The 25455-nt window shown below is 55.8% G+C and carries 23 protein-coding genes, 2 pseudogenes, 1 riboswitch and 1 other annotated feature; of the genes and pseudogenes, 11 read left to right on the top strand and 14 right to left on the bottom strand.

Features of this window, described 5'->3' with window-relative positions; genetic code table 11:
• Positions 1-8: 8 nt before the first annotated feature.
• Positions 9-70, bottom strand: a riboswitch (Fluoride riboswitch).
• 99 nt (positions 71-169) lie between these two features.
• Together MKleb_RS15780 and MKleb_RS15775 are read right to left on the bottom strand one after the other, a co-directional pair.
• On the bottom strand, positions 170-709 hold the full coding sequence (locus MKleb_RS15780; protein WP_004101360.1) for a septation protein A: 540 nt from the start codon (positions 707-709) through the stop codon (positions 170-172).
• A gap of 52 nt (positions 710-761) precedes the next feature.
• Complete coding sequence (locus tag MKleb_RS15775; protein ID WP_004850117.1) at positions 762-1505, bottom strand: YciC family protein; 744 nt, start codon at positions 1503-1505, stop codon at positions 762-764.
• Positions 1506-1818: 313 nt separating this feature from the next.
• Between MKleb_RS15775 and ompW the strand changes: the two genes are divergently transcribed.
• On the top strand, positions 1819-2457 hold the full coding sequence (gene ompW, locus MKleb_RS15770) for an outer membrane protein OmpW (RefSeq protein ID WP_004121296.1): 639 nt from the start codon (positions 1819-1821) through the stop codon (positions 2455-2457).
• A gap of 121 nt (positions 2458-2578) precedes the next feature.
• On the opposite strand, the gene MKleb_RS15765 is transcribed toward ompW, so the two are convergent.
• On the bottom strand, positions 2579-2824 hold the full coding sequence (locus MKleb_RS15765) for a YmjA family protein (RefSeq protein WP_014228996.1): 246 nt from the start codon (positions 2822-2824) through the stop codon (positions 2579-2581).
• Positions 2825-3348: 524 nt separating this feature from the next.
• A complete protein-coding gene (locus MKleb_RS15760; RefSeq protein ID WP_217075989.1) occupies positions 3349-3972 on the bottom strand; it encodes a helix-turn-helix transcriptional regulator in 624 nt (207 codons plus the stop codon).
• 310 nt (positions 3973-4282) lie between these two features.
• Between MKleb_RS15760 and MKleb_RS15755 the strand changes: the two genes are divergently transcribed.
• Positions 4283-5176: a helix-turn-helix domain-containing protein gene (locus MKleb_RS15755; RefSeq protein ID WP_224225757.1), complete on the top strand. Its 894-nt coding sequence runs from the start codon at positions 4283-4285 to the stop codon at positions 5174-5176.
• Positions 5177-5256: 80 nt separating this feature from the next.
• On the opposite strand, the gene MKleb_RS15750 is transcribed toward MKleb_RS15755, so the two are convergent.
• Positions 5257-5961, bottom strand: coding sequence for an SDR family NAD(P)-dependent oxidoreductase (locus tag MKleb_RS15750; protein WP_025106979.1), 705 nt, complete (start codon positions 5959-5961; stop codon positions 5257-5259).
• 121 nt (positions 5962-6082) lie between these two features.
• Between MKleb_RS15750 and MKleb_RS15745 the strand changes: the two genes are divergently transcribed.
• A complete protein-coding gene (locus tag MKleb_RS15745) occupies positions 6083-6982 on the top strand; it encodes a LysR family transcriptional regulator (protein WP_217075988.1) in 900 nt (299 codons plus the stop codon).
• 194 nt (positions 6983-7176) lie between these two features.
• Here the strand turns inward: MKleb_RS15745 and MKleb_RS15740 are convergent.
• Positions 7177-7344 (bottom strand): annotated as a pseudogene (locus MKleb_RS15740) (zinc-binding alcohol dehydrogenase family protein); the annotation flags it as partial.
• Between MKleb_RS15740 and MKleb_RS15735 the strand changes: the two are divergent.
• Positions 7311-7538, top strand: a pseudogene (locus MKleb_RS15735) (MarR family winged helix-turn-helix transcriptional regulator); the annotation flags it as partial. The pseudogenes MKleb_RS15740 and MKleb_RS15735 overlap by 34 nt on opposite strands.
• 31 nt (positions 7539-7569) lie before the next feature.
• Here MKleb_RS15735 and trpA read toward each other — a convergent pair.
• Genes trpA through MKleb_RS15710 form a run of 5 tightly spaced genes read right to left on the bottom strand, consistent with a single transcriptional unit; the run spans position 7570 to position 14101 of the window.
• Positions 7570-8379 (bottom strand): tryptophan synthase subunit alpha, encoded by an 810-nt coding sequence (gene trpA / locus MKleb_RS15730; protein ID WP_014229003.1) that lies wholly within the window; start codon positions 8377-8379, stop codon positions 7570-7572.
• Positions 8379-9572, bottom strand: a complete 1194-nt coding sequence (gene trpB, locus MKleb_RS15725) for a tryptophan synthase subunit beta (protein ID WP_004850131.1) — start codon at positions 9570-9572, stop codon at positions 8379-8381. Before trpB ends, trpA begins: the two co-directional genes overlap by 1 nt.
• Before the next feature lie 9 nt (positions 9573-9581).
• The gene (gene trpCF, locus MKleb_RS15720) at positions 9582-10940 is read right to left on the bottom strand and encodes a bifunctional indole-3-glycerol-phosphate synthase TrpC/phosphoribosylanthranilate isomerase TrpF (protein WP_025106981.1); all 1359 of its coding nucleotides are present in this window, start codon (positions 10938-10940) and stop codon (positions 9582-9584) included.
• A 3-nt stretch (positions 10941-10943) separates the two neighbouring features.
• A complete protein-coding gene (gene trpD, locus MKleb_RS15715; RefSeq protein WP_004850135.1) occupies positions 10944-12539 on the bottom strand; it encodes a bifunctional anthranilate synthase glutamate amidotransferase component TrpG/anthranilate phosphoribosyltransferase TrpD in 1596 nt (531 codons plus the stop codon).
• On the bottom strand, positions 12539-14101 hold the full coding sequence (locus MKleb_RS15710; RefSeq protein ID WP_014838210.1) for an anthranilate synthase component 1: 1563 nt from the start codon (positions 14099-14101) through the stop codon (positions 12539-12541). The genes trpD and MKleb_RS15710 overlap by 1 nt, the downstream gene beginning before the upstream one ends.
• 35 nt (positions 14102-14136) lie before the next feature.
• Positions 14137-14232, bottom strand: a sequence feature (Trp leader region).
• 227 nt (positions 14233-14459) lie between these two features.
• On the opposite strand from MKleb_RS15710, the gene rnm reads away from it, so the two are divergent.
• The 6 genes from rnm to MKleb_RS15680 all read left to right on the top strand — a co-directional run bounded on the left by rnm (position 14460) and on the right by MKleb_RS15680 (position 22154).
• Positions 14460-15329 (top strand): RNase RNM, encoded by an 870-nt coding sequence (rnm, locus tag MKleb_RS15705; RefSeq protein ID WP_025106982.1) that lies wholly within the window; start codon positions 14460-14462, stop codon positions 15327-15329.
• 9 nt (positions 15330-15338) lie between these two features.
• Entirely contained in the window at positions 15339-15959 is a 621-nt protein-coding gene (locus MKleb_RS15700; RefSeq protein ID WP_004850139.1) for an L-threonylcarbamoyladenylate synthase, read from the top strand.
• 410 nt (positions 15960-16369) lie between these two features.
• The gene (gene rluB, locus MKleb_RS15695) at positions 16370-17257 is read left to right on the top strand and encodes a 23S rRNA pseudouridine(2605) synthase RluB (RefSeq protein ID WP_004121268.1); all 888 of its coding nucleotides are present in this window, start codon (positions 16370-16372) and stop codon (positions 17255-17257) included.
• 165 nt (positions 17258-17422) lie between these two features.
• Positions 17423-18787: an MFS transporter gene (locus tag MKleb_RS15690; RefSeq protein WP_217075987.1), complete on the top strand. Its 1365-nt coding sequence runs from the start codon at positions 17423-17425 to the stop codon at positions 18785-18787.
• 18 nt (positions 18788-18805) lie between these two features.
• Positions 18806-21166, top strand: coding sequence for a beta-glucosidase family protein (locus tag MKleb_RS15685; protein WP_025106984.1), 2361 nt, complete (start codon positions 18806-18808; stop codon positions 21164-21166).
• Positions 21167-21179: 13 nt separating this feature from the next.
• Entirely contained in the window at positions 21180-22154 is a 975-nt protein-coding gene (locus MKleb_RS15680; RefSeq protein ID WP_217075986.1) for a helix-turn-helix transcriptional regulator, read from the top strand.
• On the opposite strand, the gene cobO is transcribed toward MKleb_RS15680, so the two are convergent.
• The gene (gene cobO / locus MKleb_RS15675) at positions 22126-22716 is read right to left on the bottom strand and encodes a cob(I)yrinic acid a,c-diamide adenosyltransferase (RefSeq protein ID WP_004850148.1); all 591 of its coding nucleotides are present in this window, start codon (positions 22714-22716) and stop codon (positions 22126-22128) included. The genes MKleb_RS15680 and cobO overlap by 29 nt on opposite strands.
• The gene (locus tag MKleb_RS15670) at positions 22713-23474 is read right to left on the bottom strand and encodes a YciK family oxidoreductase (RefSeq protein ID WP_014229011.1); all 762 of its coding nucleotides are present in this window, start codon (positions 23472-23474) and stop codon (positions 22713-22715) included. The genes cobO and MKleb_RS15670 overlap by 4 nt, the downstream gene beginning before the upstream one ends.
• Positions 23475-23728: 254 nt before the next feature.
• On the opposite strand from MKleb_RS15670, the gene sohB reads away from it, so the two are divergent.
• Entirely contained in the window at positions 23729-24775 is a 1047-nt protein-coding gene (gene sohB / locus MKleb_RS15665) for a protease SohB (RefSeq protein ID WP_025106986.1), read from the top strand.
• A gap of 55 nt (positions 24776-24830) precedes the next feature.
• Here sohB and MKleb_RS15660 read toward each other — a convergent pair whose 3' ends face one another.
• Complete coding sequence (locus MKleb_RS15660; protein WP_004101388.1) at positions 24831-25082, bottom strand: YciN family protein; 252 nt, start codon at positions 25080-25082, stop codon at positions 24831-24833.
• Positions 25083-25455 lie beyond the last annotated feature (373 nt).

Below are 25455 nucleotides of genomic sequence, written 5' to 3'. Positions count from 1 at the left end.
TCCGGGAATAAAAAGCAGGCATCATTAGCCACATGGCGGTTCAAGGAGGAATGCCATCTCCTGTGAGAAATAGCTTACATTACGAATCGTTTCAGCTGAAGCGATTTATGCGGAGAGGGGAAAAGCGAAGAACGCGGCACGCCGTCCGGCGTGCCGTGGGAAAGCCAGCTTAGTGGTTGTCGTCCTGCGGCATATGGCGATAGATATACACGCCACTCAGCAGGGTGAATACCAGCGTCAGGGCGGTTAAACCAAAGACCTTGAAGTTGACCCAGATATTCTGCGGCAGCCAGAAAGCGATATAGATATTCGCCAGTCCGCAAAGGATGAAAAACACCGCCCAGGCCAGATTCAGACGCGACCACACCTGCTGCGGCAGCGTCAGCTCTTTACCCAGCATGCGCTGGATCAGCGGCTTCTTCATCACCCACTGGCTAAACAGCAGCGCGCTGGCAAACAGCACGTAGATAACCGTCACCTTCCATTTAATAAACTCATCGTTATGGAAGAAGATGGTTAAGCCGCCAAATACGGCCACCAGCACAAAGGTAATCAGCGCCATTTTCTCGACTTTACGATAGCGCACCCAGCTGTAAATCAGCACGATGGCGGTAGCGATAATCAGCGCGGTCGTCGCGGCGTAGATATCATAAAGCTTGTAGAATGCGAAGAAGACTACCAGCGGTAAAAAATCCAGAAACTGCTTCATACATCGATTCCGTCGTTCAGGTTGGGGCAGGGAGCACCCGCCCCGGATTAGGTTAGTTACGAATGAGCATATACAAGCGAAATAAATAGATCAGCAACAATGCGGAGATAAGATTGCTGAGGGTATTTATTACCACCGCGCCAACGTTTGGCGTCAGGACCGCGAAGCTGGAGGCAAACAGCAGCAGCAGCGTTTTCGCCAGCAGCCAGCCGATAATGGCCGGCGCCACCAGACGTACGTTGGCCCAGGCCAGACGCATACTGCTACGCATGGCGCTGAAAATCCCCATTTTATCCTGCACCAGCATAACTGGTGCGAAAGAGAGCACGATAGCCAGCAGGACGCCCGGCACCACCACCAGCATCATTCCCATCTGCACGATAAACGTCGTCAGCAGGATCAGCAGCAGCAGCTTTGGCAGCACCGGCGCAGAAGCGCCAATCGCGCGCAGGGCGCTGACTCGCTGGCCGGCGGAGACCATCTGAATCATGAGCAGAACGCCGCCGGCAAGAATGGCGTTACCTACCAGCCCTGAGAAGGTAGAGGCCGCAGATGCGCGCAGCAGGATTTGCTGCTGCTCCGGCGTCATGCTCTGGACCAGTTCAAACAGCCCGCCGCTACCCGCCAGGCTATCGCCCTGGCTCAGTATTGACAGCTGCTCTTCACTGGGTGAAAAGGCATGGCCAAGTACTACCGTAATGAACGCGCATAGCAGCGCAATCAGCAGGATAGTAACGAACTGATTGCGAAAAAAGTTCCCGGTGTCACGGTAGACGGACTTCGCCGTGATAGACATGCATTCTCCTTGAGTATTGCAGGTGTTAACTAGCCGGCGATTGTACCGCAAATCGCGGCTGGGTAGCAGTCTCTGCTCCTGCACGCTAAGTATATCTTTGTAAATAGAAGAGGAAATCAGCGACGCGCTGCCTTGAGTGTCATAAAGCAAGAAATTTGATACGACACGCTTCTCACTGATTGTATTGAGAAAGTGAAAATTAATCTGGATCAATAAATGTTAAATTTGCCCACTTAATGTGATCTATGTTGGATCAAACATACTTCAATGTAGGTATATTCTGGCGCTGAATAACCATAATGAGGAAGTGGGTATGAAAAAGTTAGCAGCGGCGGTTGTTATTCTGAGCAGTCTTTCCGGCAGCAGCGTCTGGGCGCATGAAGCCGGTGAATTTTTTATTCGCGCGGGTTCGGCAACGGTCAGACCGACCGAAGGCGCGGGCGGCACGTTAGGCAGCCTGGGGGGCTTTAACGTCAGCAATAATACGCAACTGGGTTTGACGTTCACCTATATGGCAACGGATAACATCGGCGTTGAACTGCTAGCCGCCACGCCGTTCCGCCATAAAGTCGGGACCGCGGCAACCGGCAATATTGCGACCGTTCACCATTTACCGCCGACGCTAATGGCGCAGTGGTATTTTGGCGACTCCAGCAGCAAGCTGCGTCCATACATTGGCGCGGGTATCAACTACACGACCTTCTTCGATGAGAGCGTGAACGATACGGGTAAAAAGACCGGCATATCCGATCTGAGCCTGAAAGACTCCTGGGGGGCGGCGGGACAGGTGGGGATGGACTATCTGATTAACCGCGACTGGCTGATTAACATGTCGGTGTGGTACATGGATATCGACACCACCGCCAACTATAAGCTGGCGGGCGCGCAGCAGCACGACAGCATCCGTCTGGATCCGTGGGTGTTTATGTTCTCTGCCGGATACCGGTTCTAAAGTCTCAGGTAAAGCTGGTCGCAATGACCAGCTTTATTGCACGTCCCGACGCGAAGTCCGCAGCTGCGATTGCCGATGCGTCATTTGCCGTAAGCACTCCGCGGAACGTCCGCGTCAACCGCTACTCATTACCCCATTTATTCAGGAATACCGCGATATCATCGATGCGCTGCCGATCGATGCCCGCTTGTATGGCCATCTCTCCCTGCGCCTCCTCGCTGATTTCTTCGTTATTCATCAGCCGCGTAATCAGCAGTTGAAAATAGCGCGCCAGGGGCTCACGTTCTGACTCGCTGACGGGCTCGGCGGACTCCGTCGAATACTCATCCGCAATGTCGTAATATTTCAGTGGTACTTCCTCGTGCATAAATCGCTCCCGGTTGACGTTGTGCCTGTATTTTCTGGCTTGAATAATATCACCCCTGCCTGGCTTTAGCTCAGGAACGCCCGGAAAAACGTATGACTAGCCCACACTATGCGCAACGGGAGGGTAACGCCCCGCCATCGGGGAGTAAGGATGTTCGTGCGACATGCGCTGGCCTTTATTAAGGCTATTGGTACGGTTGTTCCGTTTGGAGAGTTATTAAACATCTGGTTTCTAATGCTATGTTATTTGAGCTGCACGTTTAATGAGAAAACTCTTGCCGCGACACCATCGATTCTGAAATAAAAGCAAATGGCTTGTTGGAATAATACGCCGTGCTCTATGATGCCTCTGCCTGTAAATGTCTTTTCTTTTATATCCAGGGTGTTTTATGAGTAATTTACTTCTTTTATTTATCTCCATCTTGCTATTGGTTATTTCCGTATACAATGGCGTGGCTTATTTTAATGAGATCAGAAGACGACGTAATGTGTTTCGTTGCTTTTATACTTCTGACGATCGTGACGCTAGGTCATAAACTGTTTTCTTTTCTCTAGCACGTTTAGAAACTTATTAAGATCGGTATTGCTTTCAATCTTAAAGTCATGCATGACATTTTTCTTGTGAGAATACACTGTTTTATAGTTAATGTTCAATTTATTTGCGATTTCCAGCTGGTTAAGCCCAAGACTCAGGGCATAGACGACCTTTGACTGCGCCTGGGTAAGCGATTTACAGGGAAAGTTAATGCAGCGGCTAGTCTGCGGGCGATATCCTGTTTCATTGTCCGTCCAGGTGAATGCATAAACATGAAGTTTTATTTTATTTCTTATCGCCGGAAGCGAATCACCTTTATATAAAAACAAACAATCTTTAGTACAGTTGGGGAGTTCACTTTCCGAACATTGATTTTCCCTTTCCTGAATAATAAATAGTAAGCTTTTCGTGGTTTTATATTTCAACTCATCATGACATAAAAATATTTCTCCGGGTGCCATTTCGGTGAATATGATGTGAGCCTCTGCGATGTTACCGGGGGTGTAGCTATCTACAAAAATGAGGTTTTCCTCGTGGGCTACGCTTTCCTGCATCAGCTGCTTGATGGCATATCGGGTGTAGATATTTTTGGTATTGATTAAAATGGTTATCATAAATAAAGATTCACATGCTTATGAATAAATAAATCAGAATTAAAATAGTGTCAGGGCCTGATGATGGCCATACGTAAAACTAAGAGGTCTAACGGTAATGAGTGGTTTAACAAACTGCAAATAAGATATTGTAGAGTTTTTTAAAAAGCAATATTTCTATAGAAAATGAGAATTCAGATATTTTTCATAGGAAAAATCTTATCTTTCAAATAGATAATAAGCCTTTTTGGTTTTTTTAACTGAGATCGTTTTTATTTATTTTTGTCGTGCACGAAAAGCTTAGTGTCCGTATTGCTTTACTGGTAAGATTTTGGCTGAGGATGAATTGATCAGGGTATTCTTAAAAGCAATGAAACGGGCAATTTTTAATGAGGTGGTGGAGTGGATTGAATCCCGCCTGACAATCAATCCGTCCGTTGATGATATCGCCTGTGGGGTTGGGTATTCCCGGCGTTTTGTTTATAACCTGTTCCATGAGCAGGCCGGCCTTCCCGTCGGGAAATATATTCGCATGCGCAGAATGACGCTTGCCGCCGGTAAGCTAAAGCTGACTCAGCAATCAATTTCATCGATTGCCTGTTTACTGCACTTTGATTCTCATCAAACCTTTTCCCGTGAGTTTAAAAAAACCTTTGGGCTTAGTCCCGGAGCGTACCGGGATTCGACCTGTTGGGATATGTCGTTACTTTATCAGAAAGTGGCACCGCAGGGCGGCGGCGTACCGGCACCTTACCTTTGTTTTCTTGAAGAGCAGTCGTTTGCTGGATATGGATTCAACTATACGCTATCTCTGACTGATGATATCGCTACGCGAAAAGAGGTCACCCGGAGAAAAATTGCCGGCGGCGCGACAGGCGCAGACCGCGATATCTACATTCTCTCTGCATGTTCTCCCGCTGCGCACAATATATATAAAACAGCGATCAATGGATTCATCGGCACACCGTTTAATTCGCGGGTGGCTTCTTTTCGTGAGATACGGGTCGCTAAACGTGGGCTATACCTTGGTCTTGAATTTAGTGGCTCATGGGAAGAATTTATTTTTCTTTCGAATCATGTGTATCTGAAATACCTTCCTGAACTGGGGCTGTATCGACGTGAAGGTTATGATATCGAACGTTTTGTCCCTCAGGAAAATATTGCTTTAGGAAACGACCGGCCCATTTATACCCTGCATTATTATGTCCCGGTCGGTTATATTTAGATGATGGCAGCTTTGCCCAGTAAAAAGCGAAAATTGACTGCCATGAACCCGTCTGCAGGCCATTAATACGCATAGACTTATCACCACGGCACGTGATATCCGCGATAATCCAGATACTCTAATCCGGGACGATTTTGTTTTTTCAGCAGCACGTTCACCAGCGAGGGGATGGTCTCCGCCATGGTGAGCGGGGCGTTCTCGCCGCCAAGGGCCGTGCGGATCCATCCCGGCGCCATGACCACCATCGGATGCGATACGCTGGCAGGGCGGGCGGCAAAGCTGCGCATAAAAATATTCAGCGCGGCTTTGCTCCCGCGATACAGCTCGCGCTGCCCGCCGGTATTATTGCTCAAACTGCCTTGTCCTGAAGACATAACGCCAATCAGCCCCTGCGGCAGCACCAGCGCCTGCAGATTTTCTATGACCCGCATCGGCGCGAGCGCGTTGGTCAGCATGACGTGAATAAACTCTTCCGTCGCGATCTCGCCGATGGTTTGTGTGGGATCGCGGTTGGTGGTGCCCGCGTTGACGAACAGCATATCCAGCACGCTATCGGCAAGCGCATTGCGCAGCACCGCGATCCCGTCGCTATCACAAATATCCAGCGCCTCAATGCGCACCCGTCCAGGATAAGCCTCGGCCAGATGGTGCAGCGGCGTCGTTTGTGAGAGATCGCGTACGGTGCCGATGACCTGCCAGCCATGCAGCAGAAACTGTTCAGCCATGGCGTGCCCAAGCCCGCGTGACGCGCCTGCGATCAATACTGTTTTAGGGGAAGTGACCATGGGCATAACTCCTGAGCAAATACATGATGGGGTAAATATAGGCTGGTGCTGTAGCAGGCGGAAGGCGCAGCATTTGCAATAATAAAGTGCATCAGACGCCTTATCCTGGAGTGGAGAAAAGATGACCGATCCTGATTTCAATTTACTGGCGGCGCTGGATGTACTGTTGAGCGAGAAAAGCGTTGCCGGGGCGGCTAAACGGCTTAAGCTCAGCGCTTCGGCGATGAGCCGCACGCTGACGCGCCTACGGCAGGTCACCGGCGACCCGCTACTGGTCAGAGCCGGGCGAAACATGGTGCTGACTCCGCACGCAGAAAGTCTGCAGGCGCGGGCAAAAAACGTTGTCTCCGAGATGCGCGCGGTGCTCAACGCTTCGCCTGCGCCGCTGAGTTTATCGACCCTCGAGAAGCGATTTACTTTGCGTACCAATGAGGGATTTATAGACGCTTTTGGCCCGGCGCTGGTGAACGCCGCCGCGCGGGAAGCACCGGGCGTGACGCTGGAATTTGTCGCTAAGCCGGAGAAAGATGCCCGATTTTTACGCGAGGGGCGGGTGGACCTGGAAATTGGCGTACTGAAAAATATGGGGCCGGAGATCCGCCTGCAGGCGCTGTTTCGCGATCGTTTTGTCGTCGCGCTGGCCAAAAACCATCCGCTGGCCGCCTTTGCCGACATGTCGCGGGAACAATTTGTTTCCGTGGGGCACGTCATTACCTCCCGTCGCGGGTTGATACGCGGGCCGGTTGATGACGCGCTGGCGGCGTGTGGCATGCGCCGCAGGATTGCCGCGGTGGTGCCTGGTTTTTCCGCCGCGCTGGCCGTGGCCCGGGATTCTCAGTTCATCGCCGTTGTCCCGGCCTCCTGCCTGCAGAGCGCGGCGGGAAAAGAGATGGTCGCTTTTCCTCTCCCGGTGAGTACGCCGGAGATAACGGTGTCACAAATGTGGCATCCTCGCCACGAGCATGAATTGGCACATCGCTGGCTAAGGCAGCTGGTGCGTAGAGTGTGTCGACAACCATAAAAAAAGCCCGCACAAGTGCGGGCAAAAATACTGGAAGCAATGTGAGCAATGTCGTACCGAATACCTGAGCTGTTTGCTCAACTATTCAGTAATGAGAAAGATAATATTTCTCATTTAAGATATCAACCCCAACTTTTGTGCAGAAGCGATTTTTTTAATCGACGACAAAGACGGTGCGTTTCTGGCTGTCGTCCAGCGGCCTGCAGCATTTCCCCGGTGGCGGCCAGCAGCTGGGGCACAGAAAGGCTGCCAATTCCGCTGCCCATCAGCTGCAGCGGCGAGGAGCGTAGCACCGCGCCATTGAGAGAGATATCGGCGGCGGAAAGGGCAGGTGAAGAAGCTGGAAGCGCAGCAGCTGGTACTCAAGCAGCCCAATGCAAAAGATCGCCGGATTAGCGAGGTGACGCTCAGCGAAGCGGGGCAGGCGATGATCGATCGTATCGCGGGAGCAAGAACGCGGCTGATGAATGAGGTGCTGGCCGGATGGACGCAAGAAGAGGTGATGGCGCTGTTTCGCCTGACGCGTAAATACGCCGACAGCTTACAGCTGAAATAACCGCCCGGCCCGGGGCCGGACGGCAGGCACGTTAAGCCGCTTTAGTGGCGGCTTTCAGGCTTCGGGCGAAAGCCTTGAGTTCCGCCAGCATGGCCTGCGGGTCATTCACGTTCCGCTCGATGATTTTGACGATGGCGGAGCCGGAAATTGCGCCGGCCGCGCCGGCCTCAATCGCGGCGGTAACCTGCTCCGGCGCCGAGATGCCAAAGCCCTGCAGCGGCGGCGCGGCGTGGTACTCGGCCAGCTTTTCAATCAGATGATGCAGCGGCAGCGCGGCGCGGTTTTCCGCGCCGGTCACGCCCGCCCGCGACAGCAGGTAGGTATAACCGCGACCGTAAGAGGCTATCTGGCGCAGCAGATCGTCATCGGCATTGGGCGGGCAGATGAAAATCGGCGCGATATTGTGGCGCAGCGCGGCCTGGCGGAACGGCGCGGACTCTTCCACGGGGACATCGGCAACCAGCACGGAATCGACGCCCGCGCGTTCGCACGCGGCGTAGAATTCATCGATGCCGGGGCTGAACACCAGGTTGGCGTACATCAGCAGGCCGATAGGAATGGTAGGGTGTTTCTGGCGAATCGCCGTCAGCATTTCGAAGCACTGCGCGGGGGTCACCCCGGCGGCAAAAGCGCGCAGGGTGGCGTCCTGAATGGTCGGGCCATCCGCCAGCGGGTCGGAGAAAGGAATACCCAGCTCCAGCGCGTCGGCACCGGCTTCAATCAGCGTATCGATAATTTTCAGCGACTGTTCCGGATTCGGATCGCCGAGGGTGACGAAGGGAACAAACGCGCCTTCCCGGCGAGCTTTCAGTTGTGCAAACAGCGTCTCATAACGTTCCATCAGATTTCCCCTCGCGCTTTTAAAATATCATGTACGGTGAAGATGTCTTTATCGCCGCGGCCGGAGAGGTTAACCACCAGCAGCTGCTCTTTTTCCGGGTTTTCACGCATCATTTTCAGCGCGTGCGCCAGGGCGTGGGAGGATTCCAGCGCCGGGATAATCCCTTCATGGCGTGATAGCTCTTTAAAGGCCTCCAGCGCTTCGTCATCGGTAATCGACACGTAATCGGCGCGGCCAATGCTGTTTAAATAAGCATGCTGCGGGCCGACTGACGGGAAATCCAACCCGGCGGAGATGGAGTAGGACTCCTCAATCTGGCCTTCTTCGGTTTGCATCATCGGCGATTTCATACCGAAATAGATGCCCACACGACCGTGCTTAAGCGGCGCGCCGTGCTCGCCGGACTCAATACCGTGACCTGCCGGCTCCACGCCAATCAGGCCAACAGCGGTTTCGTCGATAAAATCGGCGAACATGCCGATGGCGTTCGATCCGCCGCCGACGCAGGCGATAACCGCATCAGGCAGGCGACCTTCTTTCTCGAGGATCTGCGCTTTGGTCTCTTCGCCAATCATGCGCTGGAATTCACGCACGATGGTCGGGAACGGGTGCGGGCCCGCGGCGGTGCCGAGCATATAGTGGGCTTTTTCGTAGCTGCCGGACCAGTCGCGCAGGGCCTCGTTGCAGGCATCTTTCAGCGTAGAAGAGCCGCTATGAACCGGGATCACTTCCGCTCCCATCAGGCGCATGCGGAAAACGTTCGGCGACTGGCGTTCGATATCCTTCGCGCCCATGTAGATGCGGCACTTCAGGCCGAGCAGGGCGCTGGCGAGGGCTGAGGCCACGCCGTGCTGACCGGCGCCGGTTTCGGCGATAATTTCCGTTTTGCCCATCCGTTTCGCCAGCAGAGCCTGGCCGAGCACCTGGTTAGTTTTATGCGCGCCGCCGTGCAGCAGGTCTTCACGTTTCAGATACAGCGTCGTGCGGGTGCCTTCAGTGAGGTTGCGGCATTTGGTCAGCGCCGTCGGACGACCGGCGTAGTTTTTCAGCAGGTCGGTAAATTCGGCCTGGAATGCCGGATCTTTTTGCGCGCTGACGAACGCGTCTTCCAGCTGGCGCAGGGCGGGCATCAGGATCTGCGGAACGTACATTCCGCCGAATTCGCCAAAGTAGGGGTTCAGTAAAGTACTCATTATTGCTCCTTAATATGCGCGCAGCGTTTGAAACACAGAGGACAGCTTGTCGGCATCTTTAATACCCGGCTGCGACTCTACGCCTGAATTAAAATCGAGTCCGGCACAGCCGCTTTTGGCGGCTTCTACGCAGTTATCGGCGCCGAGGCCGCCTGCCAGCATGACGTTATGCAGGTCCTGGCCCTGCAGCAGGGACCAGTCGAAACGCTGGCCGGTGCCGCCCTGACCGTTGTCGAGAACGTATTTATCGACATGGCGCAGATCGCGCGGCGGTAGCGTTTCACCTACGCTGAGGGCTTTCCAGATTTGCACCTTCGGCGGAAGTTCGGCGCGCAGGGTATCAATATAGGTCTGGTCTTCGCTGCCGTGCAGCTGTACGGCGGCTAAGTCGAGGTTTTCCGCCCGGGCGATCACTTCCGCCACCGGGGTATTGCGGAATACGCCGACATAGCTCAGAGGCGCGCTGGCGATCACCGCTTGCGCCTGCGCCTCGTTCACCGCGCGCGGCGACGTCGGGACAAAAATCAGGCCGCCGTAGACCGCGCCGGATTCATACGCCACCTGGGCATCCTGGGGGCGGGTCAGGCCGCAGACCTTATTCTCGCCGAGCAGCACGCGCTTCACGGCGGCGTTGAGATCGGCGTGCTCCATCAGCGCTGAGCCAATCAGGAAACCGTTGGCGAAGTGGCTCAGTTCGCGCACTTCCGCGTAGGTATGGATGCCGGACTCGCTGATCACCGTGACATCGTGACCGAGCTTAGGCGCCAGGGTACGGGTACGGTTGAGATCAATCGACATATCGCGCAGATCGCGGTTGTTGATGCCGACCACTTTCGCCTTCAGCGCAATCGCGCGCTCCAGCTCCTCTTCATTACTCACTTCGGTCAGCACGCCCATGTTCAGGCTGTGCGCGACGGCGGAGAGCTGGCGATACTGCTCATCATCCAGCACTGAAAGCATCAGCAGACAGGCGTCGGCCTGGTAGTAGCGCGCCAGGTAAATCTGATAAGGATCGATGGTGAAGTCCTTACAGAGAATCGGCTGCGGCGCGACCTTACTGACCATCGGCAGGAAATCGAAGCTGCCCTGGAAATATTTCTCATCGCACAGCACCGAGATAGCCGAGGCGTAGTGCTTGTAGACGCCGGCGATGGCAGCCGGGTCAAAATCTTCGCGAATCAGGCCTTTTGATGGTGAGGCCTTTTTGCACTCGAGAATAAACGCGGTGCGGGTTCCGGCGAGGGCATCGTAAAAATTGCGCTGCGTCGGTACCACTTCATTTTGAAAACTGGCTAACGGTTGTTGTTGTTTGCGGGCTTCTACCCAAATCGCTTTGTCGGCCACGATTTTTGCTAAAACGGTCTGCATTTTTTACCCTCTTGCCGCTAATGCGGTCACTCTGTCATAGGCCGCTCCGCTATGCAGCACATCGATGACTTGCTGCGCGTTGGCCTTCAGGTCTTCGTGTCCATGTAAACGCATCAACATGGCGACGTTGGCGGCAACGGCGGCTTCGTGAGCGGCTTCACCTTTACCTTGTAGCAAGCGCGTAAGAATGTCACGGTTTTCTTCCGGCGTGCCGCCTGCCAGCTGCTCCTGATGGTAAGGCGTCAGGCCAAAGTCGGCGGCGGTGAGCTGGTAGCTCTTGATTTCGCCATGGTTCAGTTCCGCGACCACCGTCGGCGCGTGCAGCGACACTTCATCCATACCGCCGCTATGCACCACCGCAGCGCGCTGGTAGCCCAGCACGCGCAGGGTTTCCGCAATCGGCAGCACCAGTTCTGGGCTATAGACGCCAATCAGCGCCAGCGGCGGATGAGCCGGGTTGATCAGCGGCCCAAGCACGTTAAACAGGGTGCGGGTTTTAAGCTGCTGACGGACCGGCATCGCGTGGCGGAAACCGGTGTGGTACTTCGGTGCGAACAGGAAGCAAACGCCCAGTTCATCCAGCGCCTGGCGAGATTTATCGGCATTCATATCCAGGTTGATACCGAACGCCGCCAGCAGGTCGGAGGAACCGGATTTACTCGATACGCTGCGGTTGCCGTGCTTCGCGACCTTCAGGCCGCAGGCGGCGGCTACAAACGCGCTGGCGGTCGAAATATTGATACTGTTGCTGCCGTCGCCGCCGGTACCGACGATATCGGCAAACGGATAATCCGGACGCGGGAACGGCGCGGCGTTTTCCAGCAGCGCGGTGGCGGCGCCGGCGATTTCCTGCGGATGCTCACCGCGTACTTTCATACTCACCAGCGCGGCGGCCAGCTGCTCGGGTTTGACTTCACCGCGAACCACCGCAGAGAACAGCTGATGGCTCTCCTGCTGGCTCAGGGTTTCGGCCTGGTACAGTTTTTCCAGAATCGGCTGGAGGGTGTTGGTCTGCTCCAGCTTCTGCAGCGCCCAGGCCAGGGTTTGCTCCAGCAGGCGTGCCCCCTGGGTGGTCAGAATTGACTCAGGGTGGAACTGGAAGCCACAAACGCGATCCGCGTCGTGACGCACCGCCATCACCATACCGTTGAAGTGGGCGTTGATGGTGAGTCCGGCCGGGATATTGCTGCCCACCAGCGAGTGATAGCGGGCGACCGGCAGCGGATTGCTCAGTCCGGCAAACATCGCCTGGCCATCGTGCTCAATGCTTGACGCCTTGCCGTGAAGAATTTCACCGGCCTGACCGACGTAGCCGCCATAGGCTTCGACAATCGCCTGATGGCCGAGGCAGATACCGATAATCGGCAGCTTGCCGCGCATGCGGGTCAGCAGCTCCGGCATGCAGCCTGCTTCGCTCGGCGTCCCCGGCCCCGGAGAAAGCATCAGCACCGGGTTTTTCATGGTGCCGATGCGCTCAATCAGCGCCTGCGCCGGGACGGAGTTGCGGTAAATCACCACGTTATGGCCGTTCGAACGCAGCTGGTCTGCCAGGTTATAGGTAAAAGAGTCGATATTATCGAGCAGCAGAATGTCGGCCATTAGAAAATCTCCTTCGCGTGGTGGGCCTGGGCGATAGCGCGCAGCACCGCGCGAGCTTTATTACGGGTTTCATCCGCTTCTGACTGGGGAACGGAGTCGAGCACGATACCGGCGCCGGCCTGCACCGTGGCGACGCCATCCTGCACGTAGGCGGAACGGATCACGATGCAGGTATCGAGGTCGCCGTGGGCGGTAAAGTAGCCCACCGCGCCGCCGTAGCTGCCGCGGCGTTTGCCTTCAGCGGCGGCGATTAGCTGCATGGCGCGCACTTTCGGCGCCCCGCTGAGGGTGCCCATATTCATACAGGCGCGGTAGGCATGCAGCACGTCAAGGTCGCGGCGCAGCTCGCCAACCACGCGGGAGACGAGGTGCATCACAAAGGAGTAGCGGTCGACTTTGGTCAGGTCGGCGACGTAGCGGCTACCCGGCGTACAGATGCGCGCGAGGTCGTTACGCGCAAGGTCGACCAGCATCAGATGCTCGGAGAGCTCTTTATGGTCGGTGCGCATCTCCAGCTCAATGCGGCTGTCGAGATCGCGATCCAGCGAACCATCCGCGCGGCGGCCGCGCGGGCGGGTACCGGCAATGGGATAGATTTCAATCTGGCGATTGGTGGCATCGTACTTGAGAGAACTCTCCGGCGACGCGCCGAAGAGGGTGAAATCGTTGTCCTGCATAAAGAACATGTACGGGCTCGGGTTGCTCTTCTTCAGCACATCATAAGCGGCCAGCGGCGACGGGCAGGGCAGCGAGAAGCGGCGTGACGGCACGACCTGAAAAATCTCGCCAGCGCGGATGGCGCGCTGCATTTTACGCACGACGGCGCCGTACTCTTCGTCGCTCTGATCGCAGTCGCAGCTCATTTCGGCAACCGTGGTCACCGGCAGCGGCGCCGGCGGCTCGTTTAGCTGCTGACGAAGCTGAGCGAGCCGCTGTAGCAGACGCTGTTTTTCGCTTTCCAGCGGCGTGAACAGGCTCGCCTGGATACGGGTATTTTTGGTTTGATGGTCGATAACCAGCAGCGTTTCCGCCAGATAGAAGCAGTAATCCGGGCAGGCGGTGTCGCTCTCCAGCGGCGGCAGGTCTTCAAAGCCAGCGACAAGGTCATAGGCGAACAGGCCGCCGAAGAACATCGCTTCGCGCTCCTCCTGCGGGACGGTAATCAGATCCTGCAGCAGGCGAAAAGCGTCGAATACCGAGAGTGAACACAGGCGGGCATCTTCATCCAACAGCGCGCTGACCGGCGGGAAGGTTAATACCCGGCTATTTGGCTGACGCTGGTTATCGATGCCGGATGGCAGCGCGCTATCCAGCAGTTCGAGTAACGCCGTACCGTTGGCGGAAAATGCGTGAATAGTGACAGTGTCACCTAGCGCGGTAATGCGCAGCGCGCTATCCACCAGCAGCAGGCTTTTTAAATCATCCTTACTGTCGATATCCGCGGATTCCAGCAGCAGGGTGGCTGGACGCGCGCCGCATAGCTGGTGGAACAGCGCCGTGGGGTTTTCCCGATAGATGGCGTCGCTGGTGAGAAGCTCGAGTGCCGGTTTTGATGTTTGCATTATTGTTGTCGCCTGTTCGCTATAATAATTTGTCCAATAAAAAGCCCGCTCATTGGCGGGCCGGGTATCTGTATGCTGAGTGCAAAACGCGATCACGCCGCCCGATAACAGGAGGTGCGCCACCAGCCGTGCAGAGTGATGAATTGCGTTTTCATTGTTGATACCCCTTCATGTGAACTTGCGTACTAGTTAACTAGTCCGAGGGATTAAAGTCAACCCCTGTTTGCAGATTTTCTCTATCAGTCGGTATGATGATGCGCTTATTACTATCCTTAATCACTTAAGCTGCAGAACCACAGTCAATCTGCCTGTGACTTAAAGTATGACGGGTACCGGTTCATGTCCAGCAGGAGTCATCTTGAGCAACACCAATTACGCAGTGATTTACGACCTGCACAGCCATACCATCGCCTCTGACGGGCGTCTGACTCCAGAAGAACTTGTCCATCGCGCCCACCAGATGCGCGTCGGCACCCTGGCGATTACCGACCACGATACCGTGGCGGCAATTCCCGCGGCTCAGCGTGAAATTGAACGTGCCGGTTTACCGTTGGCGCTGATTACCGGGGTGGAAATTTCCACGCTGTGGGAAAATCATGAAATTCATATTGTCGGGCTGAATATCGATATCGACCATCCGGCGATGACCGCGCTGCTCGATGAACAGAAATCGCGTCGCCAGATGCGGGGTCAGCAGATCGCCGAGCGGCTGGAAAAAGCGCGGATCCCGGGCGCCTGGGAAGGGGCGCTGAAGCTGGCGGACGGCGGTGCGGTGACGCGCGGCCATTTTGCCCGTTTTCTGGTGGAGGCCGGCTATGCCAACAATATGGCTGATGTATTTAAGAAGTATCTGGCGCGCGGGAAAACCGGTTACGTTCCGCCTCAGTGGTGTACAATAAAACAAGCGATTGATGTCATTCATCATTCTGGCGGTAAAGCGGTCATTGCCCATCCCGGGCGCTACGATCTCTCCGCCAAGTGGTTAAAACGGCTGTTGGCCCATTTTAGCGAGCAGGGGGGCGATGCGATGGAGGTGGCGCAGTGTCAGCAGGCGCCTCACGAGCGCGCACAGCTTGCCGCTTACGCCGTGCAGTATGGTCTGGATGCCTCGCAGGGGTCTGATTTTCATCAGCCCTGCCCGTGGATCGAACTGGGCCGCAAACTTTGGCTACCCGCGGGCGTGGAAGGGATCTGGCGCAGTTGGGAAGTGGCCGTAGAACAAAATTGAGAGGGAAGTATGAGCCAGTTTTTTTATATCCATCCGGAAAATCCACAGGCGCGGTTAATTAACCAGGCGGTGGACATTGTGCGTAAAGGCGGGGTCATCGTCTATCCGACCGACTCCGGCTACGCGTTAGGCTGCAAAATTGAAGATAAAGGCGCGATGGAGCGGATTTGCCGGATCCGTAATCTGCCAAACGGCCACAACTTCACCCTGATGTGCCGCGATTTGTCCGAACTGTCGACCTATTCATTCGTTGATAACGTGGCCTTTCGTCTGATTAAAAACAATACCCCGGGTAACTACACGTTTATCCTCAAGGGCACCAAAGAAGTTCCGCGCCGTCTGCTGCAGGATAAGCGTAAGACCATCGGTATGCGCGTGCCGTCCAACCCGATTGCGCAAATGCTGCTGGAAACGTTGGGCGAGCCGATGCTCTCCACTTCGTTGATGCTGCCGGGAAGCGACTTTACCGAATCCGACCCGGAAGAGATCAAAGATCGTCTGGAGAAGCAGGTTGACCTGATTATTCACGGCGGCTATCTGGGCCAGCAGCCGACCACGGTTATCGACCTCACTGAAGATGCGCCGGTTGTGGTGCGTGAAGGCGTGGGGGACGTAACGCCGTTCCTGTAATGACGCCCGTTTCCATGGAAGGAATCGTCATGTAATGAATCCCCGCTCGCCGCTTTTATTTGCCGCCGTTCAACGCGGCGCAATGCCGCGCGCCTTTTGATGGTGCATCCTCTGCAAAAGACCCCATTGTGCTACCTGACTTCCATCAGCGCGCCATGCGCCCGGACGGAGGTGCGCGGTAAGTTGTGCTATGCTCGTAACGCAAAGAAGCATTCATCTTAAAGTTCGTGTACCATGTTCGCCCACGCGAGAAGGCGTGTCTCTGTTATGTCTGCTGTAGCAACATAGATAACGGCACGCGCTGATGCAAAAAAATTTTACAGAACAGGGTGTTAGGTTTCATTTTGCCTCACGCCCTGTTTTTCGAAGTATACCAGACGCCTGGGAAGGCGACACCTTAAGGAAGCTCAATGAGCGAGAAATTACAAAAAGTGCTGGCCCGCGCTGGCCACGGCTCCCGCCGTGAAATCGAAGCCAAAATCGAAGCTGGCCGCGTCAGCGTCGATGGCAAAATCGCCACGCTTGGCGATCGCGTTGAAATTGTCCCGGGTTTAAAAATTCGCATCGACGGTCATCTGATTTCGGTGAAAGAGTCTGCGGAACAGATTTGTCGCGTGCTGGCTTACTACAAGCCGGAAGGCGAACTCTGTACCCGTAACGACCCGGAAGGGCGACCGACGGTGTTCGATCGTCTGCCAAAGCTGCGCGGCGCGCGCTGGATTGCCGTCGGTCGTCTTGACGTCAACACCTGCGGCCTGCTGCTGTTTACCACCGACGGTGAACTGGCGAACCGCCTGATGCACCCGAGCCGCGAAGTGGAACGTGAATACGCGGTGCGCGTATTTGGCCAGATAGATGATGACAAGCTGCGCCAGCTCTCTCGCGGCGTGCAGCTGGAAGACGGCCCGGCGGCGTTCAAAACCATCAAGTTTACCGGTGGCGAAGGGATTAACCAGTGGTACAACGTCACGCTGACCGAAGGCCGTAACCGCGAAGTTCGCCGCCTGTGGGAAGCCGTTGGCGTACAGGTCAGCCGCCTGATCCGCGTGCGCTACGGCGATATTCTGCTGCCGAAAGGCCTGCCGCGCGGCGGCTACACCGAGCTGGACCTGGCGCAAACCAACTACCTGCGCGAACTGGTTGAGCTTACGCCGGAAACCACCTCTAAGGTCGCCGTCGAAAAAGATCGCCGTCGCATGAAGGCGAATCAGATTCGCCGCGCGGTTAAGCGCCACAGCCAGGTGAGCAATAATAATAACAACCGTCGTTCCAGCAGCCGTAATAACGGTAACGGTTAATTATTCCAGTTCCGGCGGTCACCGCCGGAATTCTCCCTCCTGTGACTCCTTTCACACTTCTGCATAAAGACAAAAAACAGGAAATGCCCGGACAAATAACGCAAAGCGGTGCGCCAGGCGACGCCATATACTGAGGCCACTGATTACATTAACAGGTAGCCTAAAATGGAAACAGCAGGAAAACTATCGGCAAGCTATGTGGTTATCGGCGTTAAAGAAAAAATAGGATATGGTTTTGGCGATTTCGCCTCTAATTTATCCTTCGGCTTCGTTTCTCTGTTTTTACTTTTTTTCTATACCAATATTTACGGCATTAGCGCCGTACAGGCAAGCCTGATCTTTGTTATTGCCCGCGTGGTTGATGCGGCCTTTAATATTCTTATTGGTTTTGCCATCGATAAAACCCACAGCCGCTACGGTAAGCTTCGACCCTGGTTGTTGTATGGTTCAATTCCTCTCGGCTTCTTAACGGTGCTCTGCTTTGTGCCTTTCGGCGGTGAGGCCAAATTCTACTTCGCACTGATTTCCTATACTATTTATTGCCTGGCCTATACGGCGGTAAATACGCCTTATTCGGCGCTGACCAACCGTTTAACCCAGCATGAAGCCTCCCGTTCATCGCTGTCGGTATACCGGTTTGTCCTGGCGATTGTTGGCTATCTGATTGTGTCCACTACCGCGGACAGGCTGATTTCCCCGTTTAGCGATAAACAGCTGGGGTACGTCTTCGCCGTCTCATGCTTTGCGCTGCTGGCGACGTTTTTGTTCCTTGCCTGCTTCGGGATGACCAAAGAGCGCGTTGGTGAAGAAGAGGAAGAGACCCCGGCGCCAACGCTGCGGGAAATGTTGAAGGCGGTGGCAGGCAACGCGCCGCTAATTAACCTCTCTATGTTCACCGTCTTTTTTTATATTGCCTATACCGTGTGGATGGCGATCGCTATTTACTTTATCAAATATATAATTGGTAGCGAAAGTTTTACTTCCACCTTCTTTATGATTCAGTCGGCAGCTTATATTGTCGGTACCGTTATTTCGGAAAAAATCATTGCGTTGATAGGTAAAAAGAAAATGACGCTGGTGGCGCTGTTGATCGGCATTGCGGGCGTACTGATGCAATATTTTATCGCTGGCGACAATATCTGGCTGATCATGACCGGCGTGTGTCTGTACAGTATTACGCTGGGGATGGGTTTTGTTTCAATGAGGTCAATGATTGCCGATACCGTGGAATATGCCGAGTGGCACCATGGGGTGCGCACCGAAGGCGCAATTTACGGTTTCTTTAATTTCATCACCAAAATAGCGATGGCCATCGGCGGCGGCTGCGCGGGCTGGATGCTGGACTATTACCACTATGACGCGGGCAACATTACTGCCAGCGCGATTAACGGCATTAACGTACTGATGACGCTATTTCCCGGCGCGATGTTTGCGCTCAGCGCACTGTTTGTCGCCTGCTATTCGCTGGATGAAAAAACCTATCGCGATATTGTGCAAAAAATCAGCCTGCGCAAACAGAACGCGCTTTAACCTCAGGGAGCCAGAGAGATGAATAACGATTTTAACACCACCCTCGCCGCGATGAGCGCGGAAGAAAAAGTGGCGCTGCTGACCGGCAGCGGCCTGTGGCGGACGGCCTCGCTGCCGCAGCACGGTATCGAAGATATCATTATGACCGACGGCACCTACGGCGTGCGCTACAGCAGCGCGCAGATTGATGGCCGGGAAAAGTGGAGCATGGATGATTTTATCTCGGTCATCACCCAAACCGCAGATCAGGCCAGCGCGGAAGAGCCCGCCGCGAAAGGGGGGAGTGAAGCGCTATTCAGCACTTCGCTACCGGCGACCTGCTTTCCTAATGGTTCCAGCCTGGCCTGCAGCTGGGACGTGGAGCTGGTGCATCAGATGGGGGAAGCGCTGGGGCGGGAGTGTCAGCAAATGGGCGTCGGGATCCTGCTCGGGCCGGGAATTAACATTCGCCGTACGCCGCTGGCCGGGCGAGGCTATGAATATTACGCCGAAGACCCGGTGGTCAGCGGCGATATTGCCGCTGCGCTGATCAACGGCCTGCAGCAGGAGGGGGTTGGCGCCAGCCTGAAACACTTTGCGGCGAACAACTCGGAGTACCGCCGCACGGAAATGGATTCGATTATTGAAGAACGGGCGCTGCGGGAAATCTATCTGGCGGGTTTCCAGCGCGCGATTGCGAAATCCCGGCCGTGGACGGTGATGTCTTCCTACAATCGTCTTAACGGCGTGCAAACCTCCCAGGATCCGTTTTTGCTCACTCAGGTTTTGCGCGATGAGTGGGGATATGAAGGGCTGGTGATGTCCGACTGGTACGGTATTAAAGATCGTCCCGCATCGCTGATGGCGGGTAACGATCTGGCGATGCCCGAAACCCGCCGCGATAAACAAACCCTGCTGGCGGCGATTGAAGCCGGAGAGGTGCCGATGGCGGTGGTGGACCGTGCCTGTCTCCGCATGCTGGAACTGCTCGACAAGGTCCAGCGCCATCGCCGCCCGCAAACGCGAGCCGATTTTACGGCGCACCACGCGCTGGCGCAGCGGCTTGCCGGTGAATCCATTGTCTTGCTGAAAAATGAAGATAATCTGCTGCCGCTGCGTCCGGAGAGAACGCCGCGCGTTGCGGTGCTGGGTAAACCGGCTCAGGAGCCGGTGATCCAGGGGTCCGGATGCGCGACCACGGTGCCGTATCTGCTCGATCGGCCGCTGGATGAAATTTTCGACCTCGCCGGCGACGACTTCAGCGTCTCCTGGGCCGTGGGCGCGCCGGACGATCTGCGCTGCGATGAACAGGCGCTGGCGCAGGCCTGCCGCGTCGCGCAGGAGGCCGACGTGGCGGTGATCTTCGTCAGCACCGCCGTAGGCGAAGATGGCGAAAACGGCGATCGTCAGGATCTGCATATTCTGCCGGTGCACGAACGGTTAATTCGTGAAGTGGCGACGGTCCAGCCGAATATCGTGGTGGTGCTGGCGAATAGCGATGCGGTGGTGATGCCGTGGCTCGGCGAGTGCAAAGCGCTGCTGGAAACGTTCTTTGCCGGGCAAGGGATGGGGCGCGCGGTGGCGGAAATCCTCTTCGGCCAGCGTAACCCCTGCGGCAAACTGACGGTAACGGTACCTAATTCCCTGGAGGAAACGCCGGCCTGGCTGCACTATCCTGGCGAAAACCTGCGTCATCATTACGGAGAAGGGCTTTTTGTCGGCTATCGCTATTATGATAAACGTCGTATGACGCCGCAGTTTCCGTTTGGCTTTGGCTTAAGCTATACCCGGTTTGCGTACGATAATATCGCGCTGTCAGCCCGCCGTGCAGGCGCAGGCGAGACGCTTACCGTGTCGTTCGACCTGACCAACTGCGGAGAGTATGCGGGCAAAGAGATCGTCCAGCTGTACGTTAGCGCGCCGAAGGGGGAGCTGATTCGCGAAGTGCAGTCATTAAAAGCGTTCAGCAAAGTGGCGCTGGCCGCCGGAGAGACCCGTCGCGTGAGCCTGCAGCTGCCCATTGGCGAGCTGGCCTGCTATCATCCGGGCCTGGGTGATTGGGTTGTGACGCCGGGCATCTGGCAGGTTCGCGTCGGCGCCTCATCACGGGATCTGCCGTTGATCGCGGAGATTGAGGTAGATTGTCCGCAGCGGTACGTCCCGCTGCGCGATGATAACTCTCTACAACAGCTGATCCAGCAGCCGGAGGCCTTTGCCCGCGTAGTGAAGCTGATTGCCGATAAGAGCCAGATGCCGGCGGAGCAGGTGCGTGAAAAACTGATTCGCCTGGCGCCGGATCTGTTCTGCGGGCTGCTGATTGCGCTGACCGAATTCCTGGCGCTGGATATCGAACGCGACGAGCTTAACGCCGTACTGGCCGGCGCTCATCATTGCCAATGACAGGAGAGTGCGCATGTTTCCTTTTTCAGTGACTCACCCTCGCTCGGTCACCCAGAGCGGACGGCAAACGGCGAACAGCGGCTACGAGCTGATTGCCTTTGACGCGGAGAAGCTGAACGTGTTTGCCGCGGAGGTTCGCTACTGCGAGCCTCACTGGCATCCGGCTCCGGAGCTGATTACCGTGCTGGCGGGGCGATTTACCCTCGTCGTCGGCCAGCAAAGCCTGGAGCTGGCGCAGGAAGACATGCTGTATATCAATGCCGAAGAGGTCCATTCGCTGAGCGCCGAGGAGGCGGGCAGCCAGCTGCTCACCGTACAGTTTTCACCCGGCCTGTTTGATGAACTTCAGCCCTCGCCGCAGCTGGACTGGAGTACCTGCGGACGACCTTACTCTCCGGCAGACAGCGAGGTACGCCAGCGGCTGGCGAAGCTACTGGAACAGCTGATCGATAACCACGCGCCGTTTCAGCGTATCGCGGCGATTTATCTGCTGCTGGATGCCGTCGTCTCCGCCGGAAAGCCGACGCGGCGCGCCGAAAGCTCGCTGCGCGACGAGGCGATGATCAAAAAAGGCATTGATTTTATCAATCAACACTTTGATCAGCCGCTGACGCTGAGCGAGGTCGCCTGCCATAGCGGGATGAGCTACTCCTGGTTCTCGCGGCTGTTCAAAAAGGTGAGCCGGTATAATTTTAAAGAGTATCTGACGCTGGTGCGGCTAAATAAAGCCCGCACCCTGCTGCGCGATACCCGCACCCCGATCACGGAGATTAGCCACAGCTGCGGCTTTCAGGAACACAAGTATCTGATCGCCGCCTTTAATAAATACTGCGGCGTCACGCCAACCGAATACCGCAAGCGCTTCGTCTCGCGGCAAAATATGCGCGAAAGCGAACTGGCGCTGGGGGAGGATTGCCTGTGCCTGCCGCTGAATCATGCGCTGCTCAAGCGGCTGGCGGCTAGTAGTCGATCCCCATCTGCGCTTTGATTCCGGCGTCAAAAGCGTGCTTCACCGGGCGCAGCTCGCTGACGGTATCGGCCAGTTCGGTAATCTCACGGTGGCAGCCGCGGCCGGTAATAATCACCGTCTGGTGCGCCGGGCGGTTGCGCAGCGCGGTAAGCACCTCTTCCAGCGGCAGGTAATCATAAGCCACCATGTAGGTTAGCTCGTCCAGCAAAACGAGGTCGAGGCTTTCATCAGCCAGCATGCGGCGCCCGTGCTCCCAGACCGCGAGGCAGGCGGCGGTGTCGCTTTCGCGATCCTGCGTATTCCAGGTAAAACCGGTCGCCATCACCTGAAACTCAACGCCGTGCGGCTCAAGCAGGTTGCGCTCGCCGTTTGGCCAGGTACCTTTAATAAACTGCACGACGGCGGCTTTTTTACCGTGCCCGACGGCGCGGGTGACGGTGCCAAAAGCGGCGGTGGTTTTGCCTTTACCGTTGCCGGTAAAGACGATCACGATGCCGCGCTCTTCCTGCGCGGCGGCGACGCGAGCGTCAACTTTATCTTTTACCCGCTGCTGGCGTTCGCGGTGGCGTTCATCACTCATTGTGCGATTCCTGGTTTGCGGCCCGGCTGGGCGTCAAAGGTCATTCCCGTTTTGCGACGACTGTCGTCGCCCATCAGCCACAGGTAAACCGGCATGATATCAGCGGGGGTTTTCAATTTTTGCGGATCTTCCGTCGGGAACGCATTGGCGCGCATTTTGGTTCGGGTGCCGCCTGGGTTAATGCAGTTGACCCGCAGATGACGGTTCTGATACTCCTCGGCCAGCACCTGCATCATGCCCTCGGTGGCGAATTTCGACGCGGCGTACGCGCCCCAGTTCGCGCGTCCCTGGCGGCCGACGCTGGAAGAGGTAAAGACCAGCGAACCCGATTCGGATTTAAGTAATAAAGGAAGCAGCGCCTGGGTGAGCATAAAGGTGCCGTTCACGTTCACCTGCATCACCTGCTGCCATACTTCCGGCTTTTGTTGATCCATCGGGCACACGTCGCCCAACAGACCCGCGTTGTGCAGCACCCCGTCGAGGCGCGGGTAGTGGATGGCTATTTTCTGCGCCAGCTGCTGGCACTCCTGCGGCGTGCAGGTTAACAGGTCGAGAGTAAACCAGCGGGCGGGAATGCCGCCCGCCTGCTGAATTTCGTGCGCGACGCTGCGCAGCTTTTCTTCGTTGCGGCCGACCAGGATAACGCTGGCGCTATAGCGGGAATAGGTCAGGGCGGCTTCACGGCCAATGCCGTCGCTGGCGCCGGTAACCAGGATGATGCGGTCCTGTAACAGGTGACGTTGCGGTTGATAGTGCACGGCGACTCCTCGGGCGATCTGCTGACGATCGCGCTTGCTGTTCGGTATCTCACTTTTGCGCTTTATGCCTGAAAGCGCCCGCTATTGCAATCGGCGAAGCGGAAACTCTTCGCGGAATTAATATCTTGCAACGATTTAATCGTCGCTGAAAAAAACAGGAAGGCGCCTCGCGTGCGACACAAAGCACAAAGACTTCTCGCCGACGGCTGATGTACACTGTGCGCCAACGTCAGCGGTTTACACAAGGTGAAAACGTGGAATTACTTGCTCAATATGGCCTGTTTTTGGCCAAAATCGCGACCATCGTTGTCGCAATTGCGGTTATCGTCGCCATTATTGTTAACCTGACTCAGCGCAAAAAACAGCGCGGCGAGCTGCGGGTCACCAATCTTAGCGAGCAATATAAGGAGATGAAGGAAGAGCTGGCGGTTTCGTTGCTCGATGGGCCGCAGCAGAAGCTGTGGCATAAAGCGCAAAAGAAAAAGCTCAAGCAGGAAGCAAAGGCGTCAAAGGCGCGGGCGAAGCTCGGCACACCGGAGCCGGACGTCAAACCGCGCGTCTGGGTGCTGGATTTTAAAGGCAGTATGGATGCCCATGAAGTCAGCAGCCTGCGCGAAGAAATCACCGCCGTTCTGGCGGCGGCAAAAGCGCGCGACCAGGTCGTTATTCGCCTTGAAAGCCCAGGCGGCGTGGTTCACGGTTACGGCCTGGCGGCTTCACAGCTGCAGCGCCTGCGCGACAAGCAGATCCCGTTAACGGTCGCGGTCGATAAAGTCGCGGCCAGCGGCGGCTATATGATGGCCTGCGTGGCGAACAAAATCGTCAGTGCACCCTTTGCTATCCTGGGCTCTATTGGCGTTGTGGCGCAAATTCCCAACATCAATCGCTTCCTGAAAAATAAAGATATCGACATTGAGCTGCATACGGCCGGGCAGTACAAACGCACCCTGACGATGCTGGGTGAAAATACCGAAGAAGGGCGGCAGAAATTTCGCGAAGACCTCAACGATACTCATCGGCTATTCAAAGATTTTGTCCACCAGATGCGCCCCGGGCTGGATATCGAGCAGGTAGCGACGGGTGAACACTGGTACGGCGTTCAGGCGCTGGAAAAAGGCCTTGTGGACGCGGTGGAAACCAGCGATGAACTTCTGCTGGGGCTGATGGATAAGCACGAGGTTATCAGCGTGCGCTATCAGCAGCGTAAGAAAATGCTCGAGCGGTTTACCGGCAGCGCGGCGGAAAGCGCCGATAAACTTCTGCTGCGCTGGTGGCAGCGCGGGCAAAAGCCGCTGATGTAAACAAACAACGCGAGGCTTCGGCCTCGCGTTGTTGTCATGGCCCTGCAGGCAGCGGTTAATCCGCCAGGTGGTACTTATCAGACAGCTCGTGTGCGAGGTATTTAAACATATTAAATACCGCCGTACTCTTCGCCGTTGGCAGACCCTGCTCGTCAAGATAGAACTCGCCGCTGAACACCAGCACGCCGTTACGCTGAACGACGTCGGTGGCCTCGATCCCGGCTAACGTATCTTCATGTTCGCGAATGAGTTTGTTGGCTTTTTCCAGAAGCGTCTGGCGATCGATGGGTTGGGTTGTACCTTGCATAAATGCCTCCTGTGTTTCTTCGCGGCTAGTCTACGCCGCGCGGCGGCGAGGGGCAAATTTTCCATTGTTCTTGCAGGGGTAATCGCAGAAGCCTAATAAACATCAGTTTAGTGGCGGGATTTGCTTTTGCATGCTAATAAAGTTGCGTAACGAATTTTATCAGGTACAGTGTGACGCTTTCAGCGATCTGGCAACAGATTTGCTTGACATTCGGCCAAAAATTATTCGTGCTATGTCGCCTGGCGAGAAAAAGCCAGCAAACTCAGCTATCTGGTTTTATGGATGCGAAACCGGTGCAAGGGGTTGATATCCATCGATAACGACGCAACATAGGTTGTGACGTGTCGCCAGTGGATGGTGAATCAATGTGCGA

It is taken from the genome of Klebsiella sp. PL-2018 (assembly GCF_019048985.1).
In the GTDB taxonomy this organism is placed as follows: Bacteria; Pseudomonadota; Gammaproteobacteria; order Enterobacterales; family Enterobacteriaceae; genus Klebsiella; species Klebsiella michiganensis.
Note: the sequence above shows the minus strand (reverse complement) of the source record. Positions and strands in the feature narration are given on the sequence as shown.

What these genes read in the sequence shown, in the direction of transcription:
- MKleb_RS15780 (WP_004101360.1), bottom strand. Translation starts at nt 709, where the DNA reads ATGAAGCAGTTTCTGGATTTTTTACCGCTGGTAGTCTTCTTCGCATTC.
- MKleb_RS15775 (WP_004850117.1), bottom strand. Translation starts at nt 1,505, where the DNA reads ATGTCTATCACGGCGAAGTCCGTCTACCGTGACACCGGGAACTTTTTT.
- ompW (WP_004121296.1), top strand. Translation starts at nt 1,819, where the DNA reads ATGAAAAAGTTAGCAGCGGCGGTTGTTATTCTGAGCAGTCTTTCCGGC.
- MKleb_RS15765 (WP_014228996.1), bottom strand. Translation starts at nt 2,824, where the DNA reads ATGCACGAGGAAGTACCACTGAAATATTACGACATTGCGGATGAGTAT.
- MKleb_RS15760 (WP_217075989.1), bottom strand. Translation starts at nt 3,972, where the DNA reads ATGATAACCATTTTAATCAATACCAAAAATATCTACACCCGATATGCC.
- MKleb_RS15750 (WP_025106979.1), bottom strand. Translation starts at nt 5,961, where the DNA reads ATGGTCACTTCCCCTAAAACAGTATTGATCGCAGGCGCGTCACGCGGG.
- MKleb_RS15745 (WP_217075988.1), top strand. Translation starts at nt 6,083, where the DNA reads ATGACCGATCCTGATTTCAATTTACTGGCGGCGCTGGATGTACTGTTG.
- trpA (WP_014229003.1), bottom strand. Translation starts at nt 8,379, where the DNA reads ATGGAACGTTATGAGACGCTGTTTGCACAACTGAAAGCTCGCCGGGAA.
- trpB (WP_004850131.1), bottom strand. Translation starts at nt 9,572, where the DNA reads ATGAGTACTTTACTGAACCCCTACTTTGGCGAATTCGGCGGAATGTAC.
- trpCF (WP_025106981.1), bottom strand. Translation starts at nt 10,940, where the DNA reads ATGCAGACCGTTTTAGCAAAAATCGTGGCCGACAAAGCGATTTGGGTA.
- trpD (WP_004850135.1), bottom strand. Translation starts at nt 12,539, where the DNA reads ATGGCCGACATTCTGCTGCTCGATAATATCGACTCTTTTACCTATAAC.
- MKleb_RS15710 (WP_014838210.1), bottom strand. Translation starts at nt 14,101, where the DNA reads ATGCAAACATCAAAACCGGCACTCGAGCTTCTCACCAGCGACGCCATC.
- MKleb_RS15700 (WP_004850139.1), top strand. Translation starts at nt 15,339, where the DNA reads ATGAGCCAGTTTTTTTATATCCATCCGGAAAATCCACAGGCGCGGTTA.
- rluB (WP_004121268.1), top strand. Translation starts at nt 16,370, where the DNA reads ATGAGCGAGAAATTACAAAAAGTGCTGGCCCGCGCTGGCCACGGCTCC.
- MKleb_RS15690 (WP_217075987.1), top strand. Translation starts at nt 17,423, where the DNA reads ATGGAAACAGCAGGAAAACTATCGGCAAGCTATGTGGTTATCGGCGTT.
- MKleb_RS15685 (WP_025106984.1), top strand. Translation starts at nt 18,806, where the DNA reads ATGAATAACGATTTTAACACCACCCTCGCCGCGATGAGCGCGGAAGAA.
- MKleb_RS15680 (WP_217075986.1), top strand. Translation starts at nt 21,180, where the DNA reads ATGTTTCCTTTTTCAGTGACTCACCCTCGCTCGGTCACCCAGAGCGGA.
- cobO (WP_004850148.1), bottom strand. Translation starts at nt 22,716, where the DNA reads ATGAGTGATGAACGCCACCGCGAACGCCAGCAGCGGGTAAAAGATAAA.
- MKleb_RS15660 (WP_004101388.1), bottom strand. Translation starts at nt 25,082, where the DNA reads ATGCAAGGTACAACCCAACCCATCGATCGCCAGACGCTTCTGGAAAAA.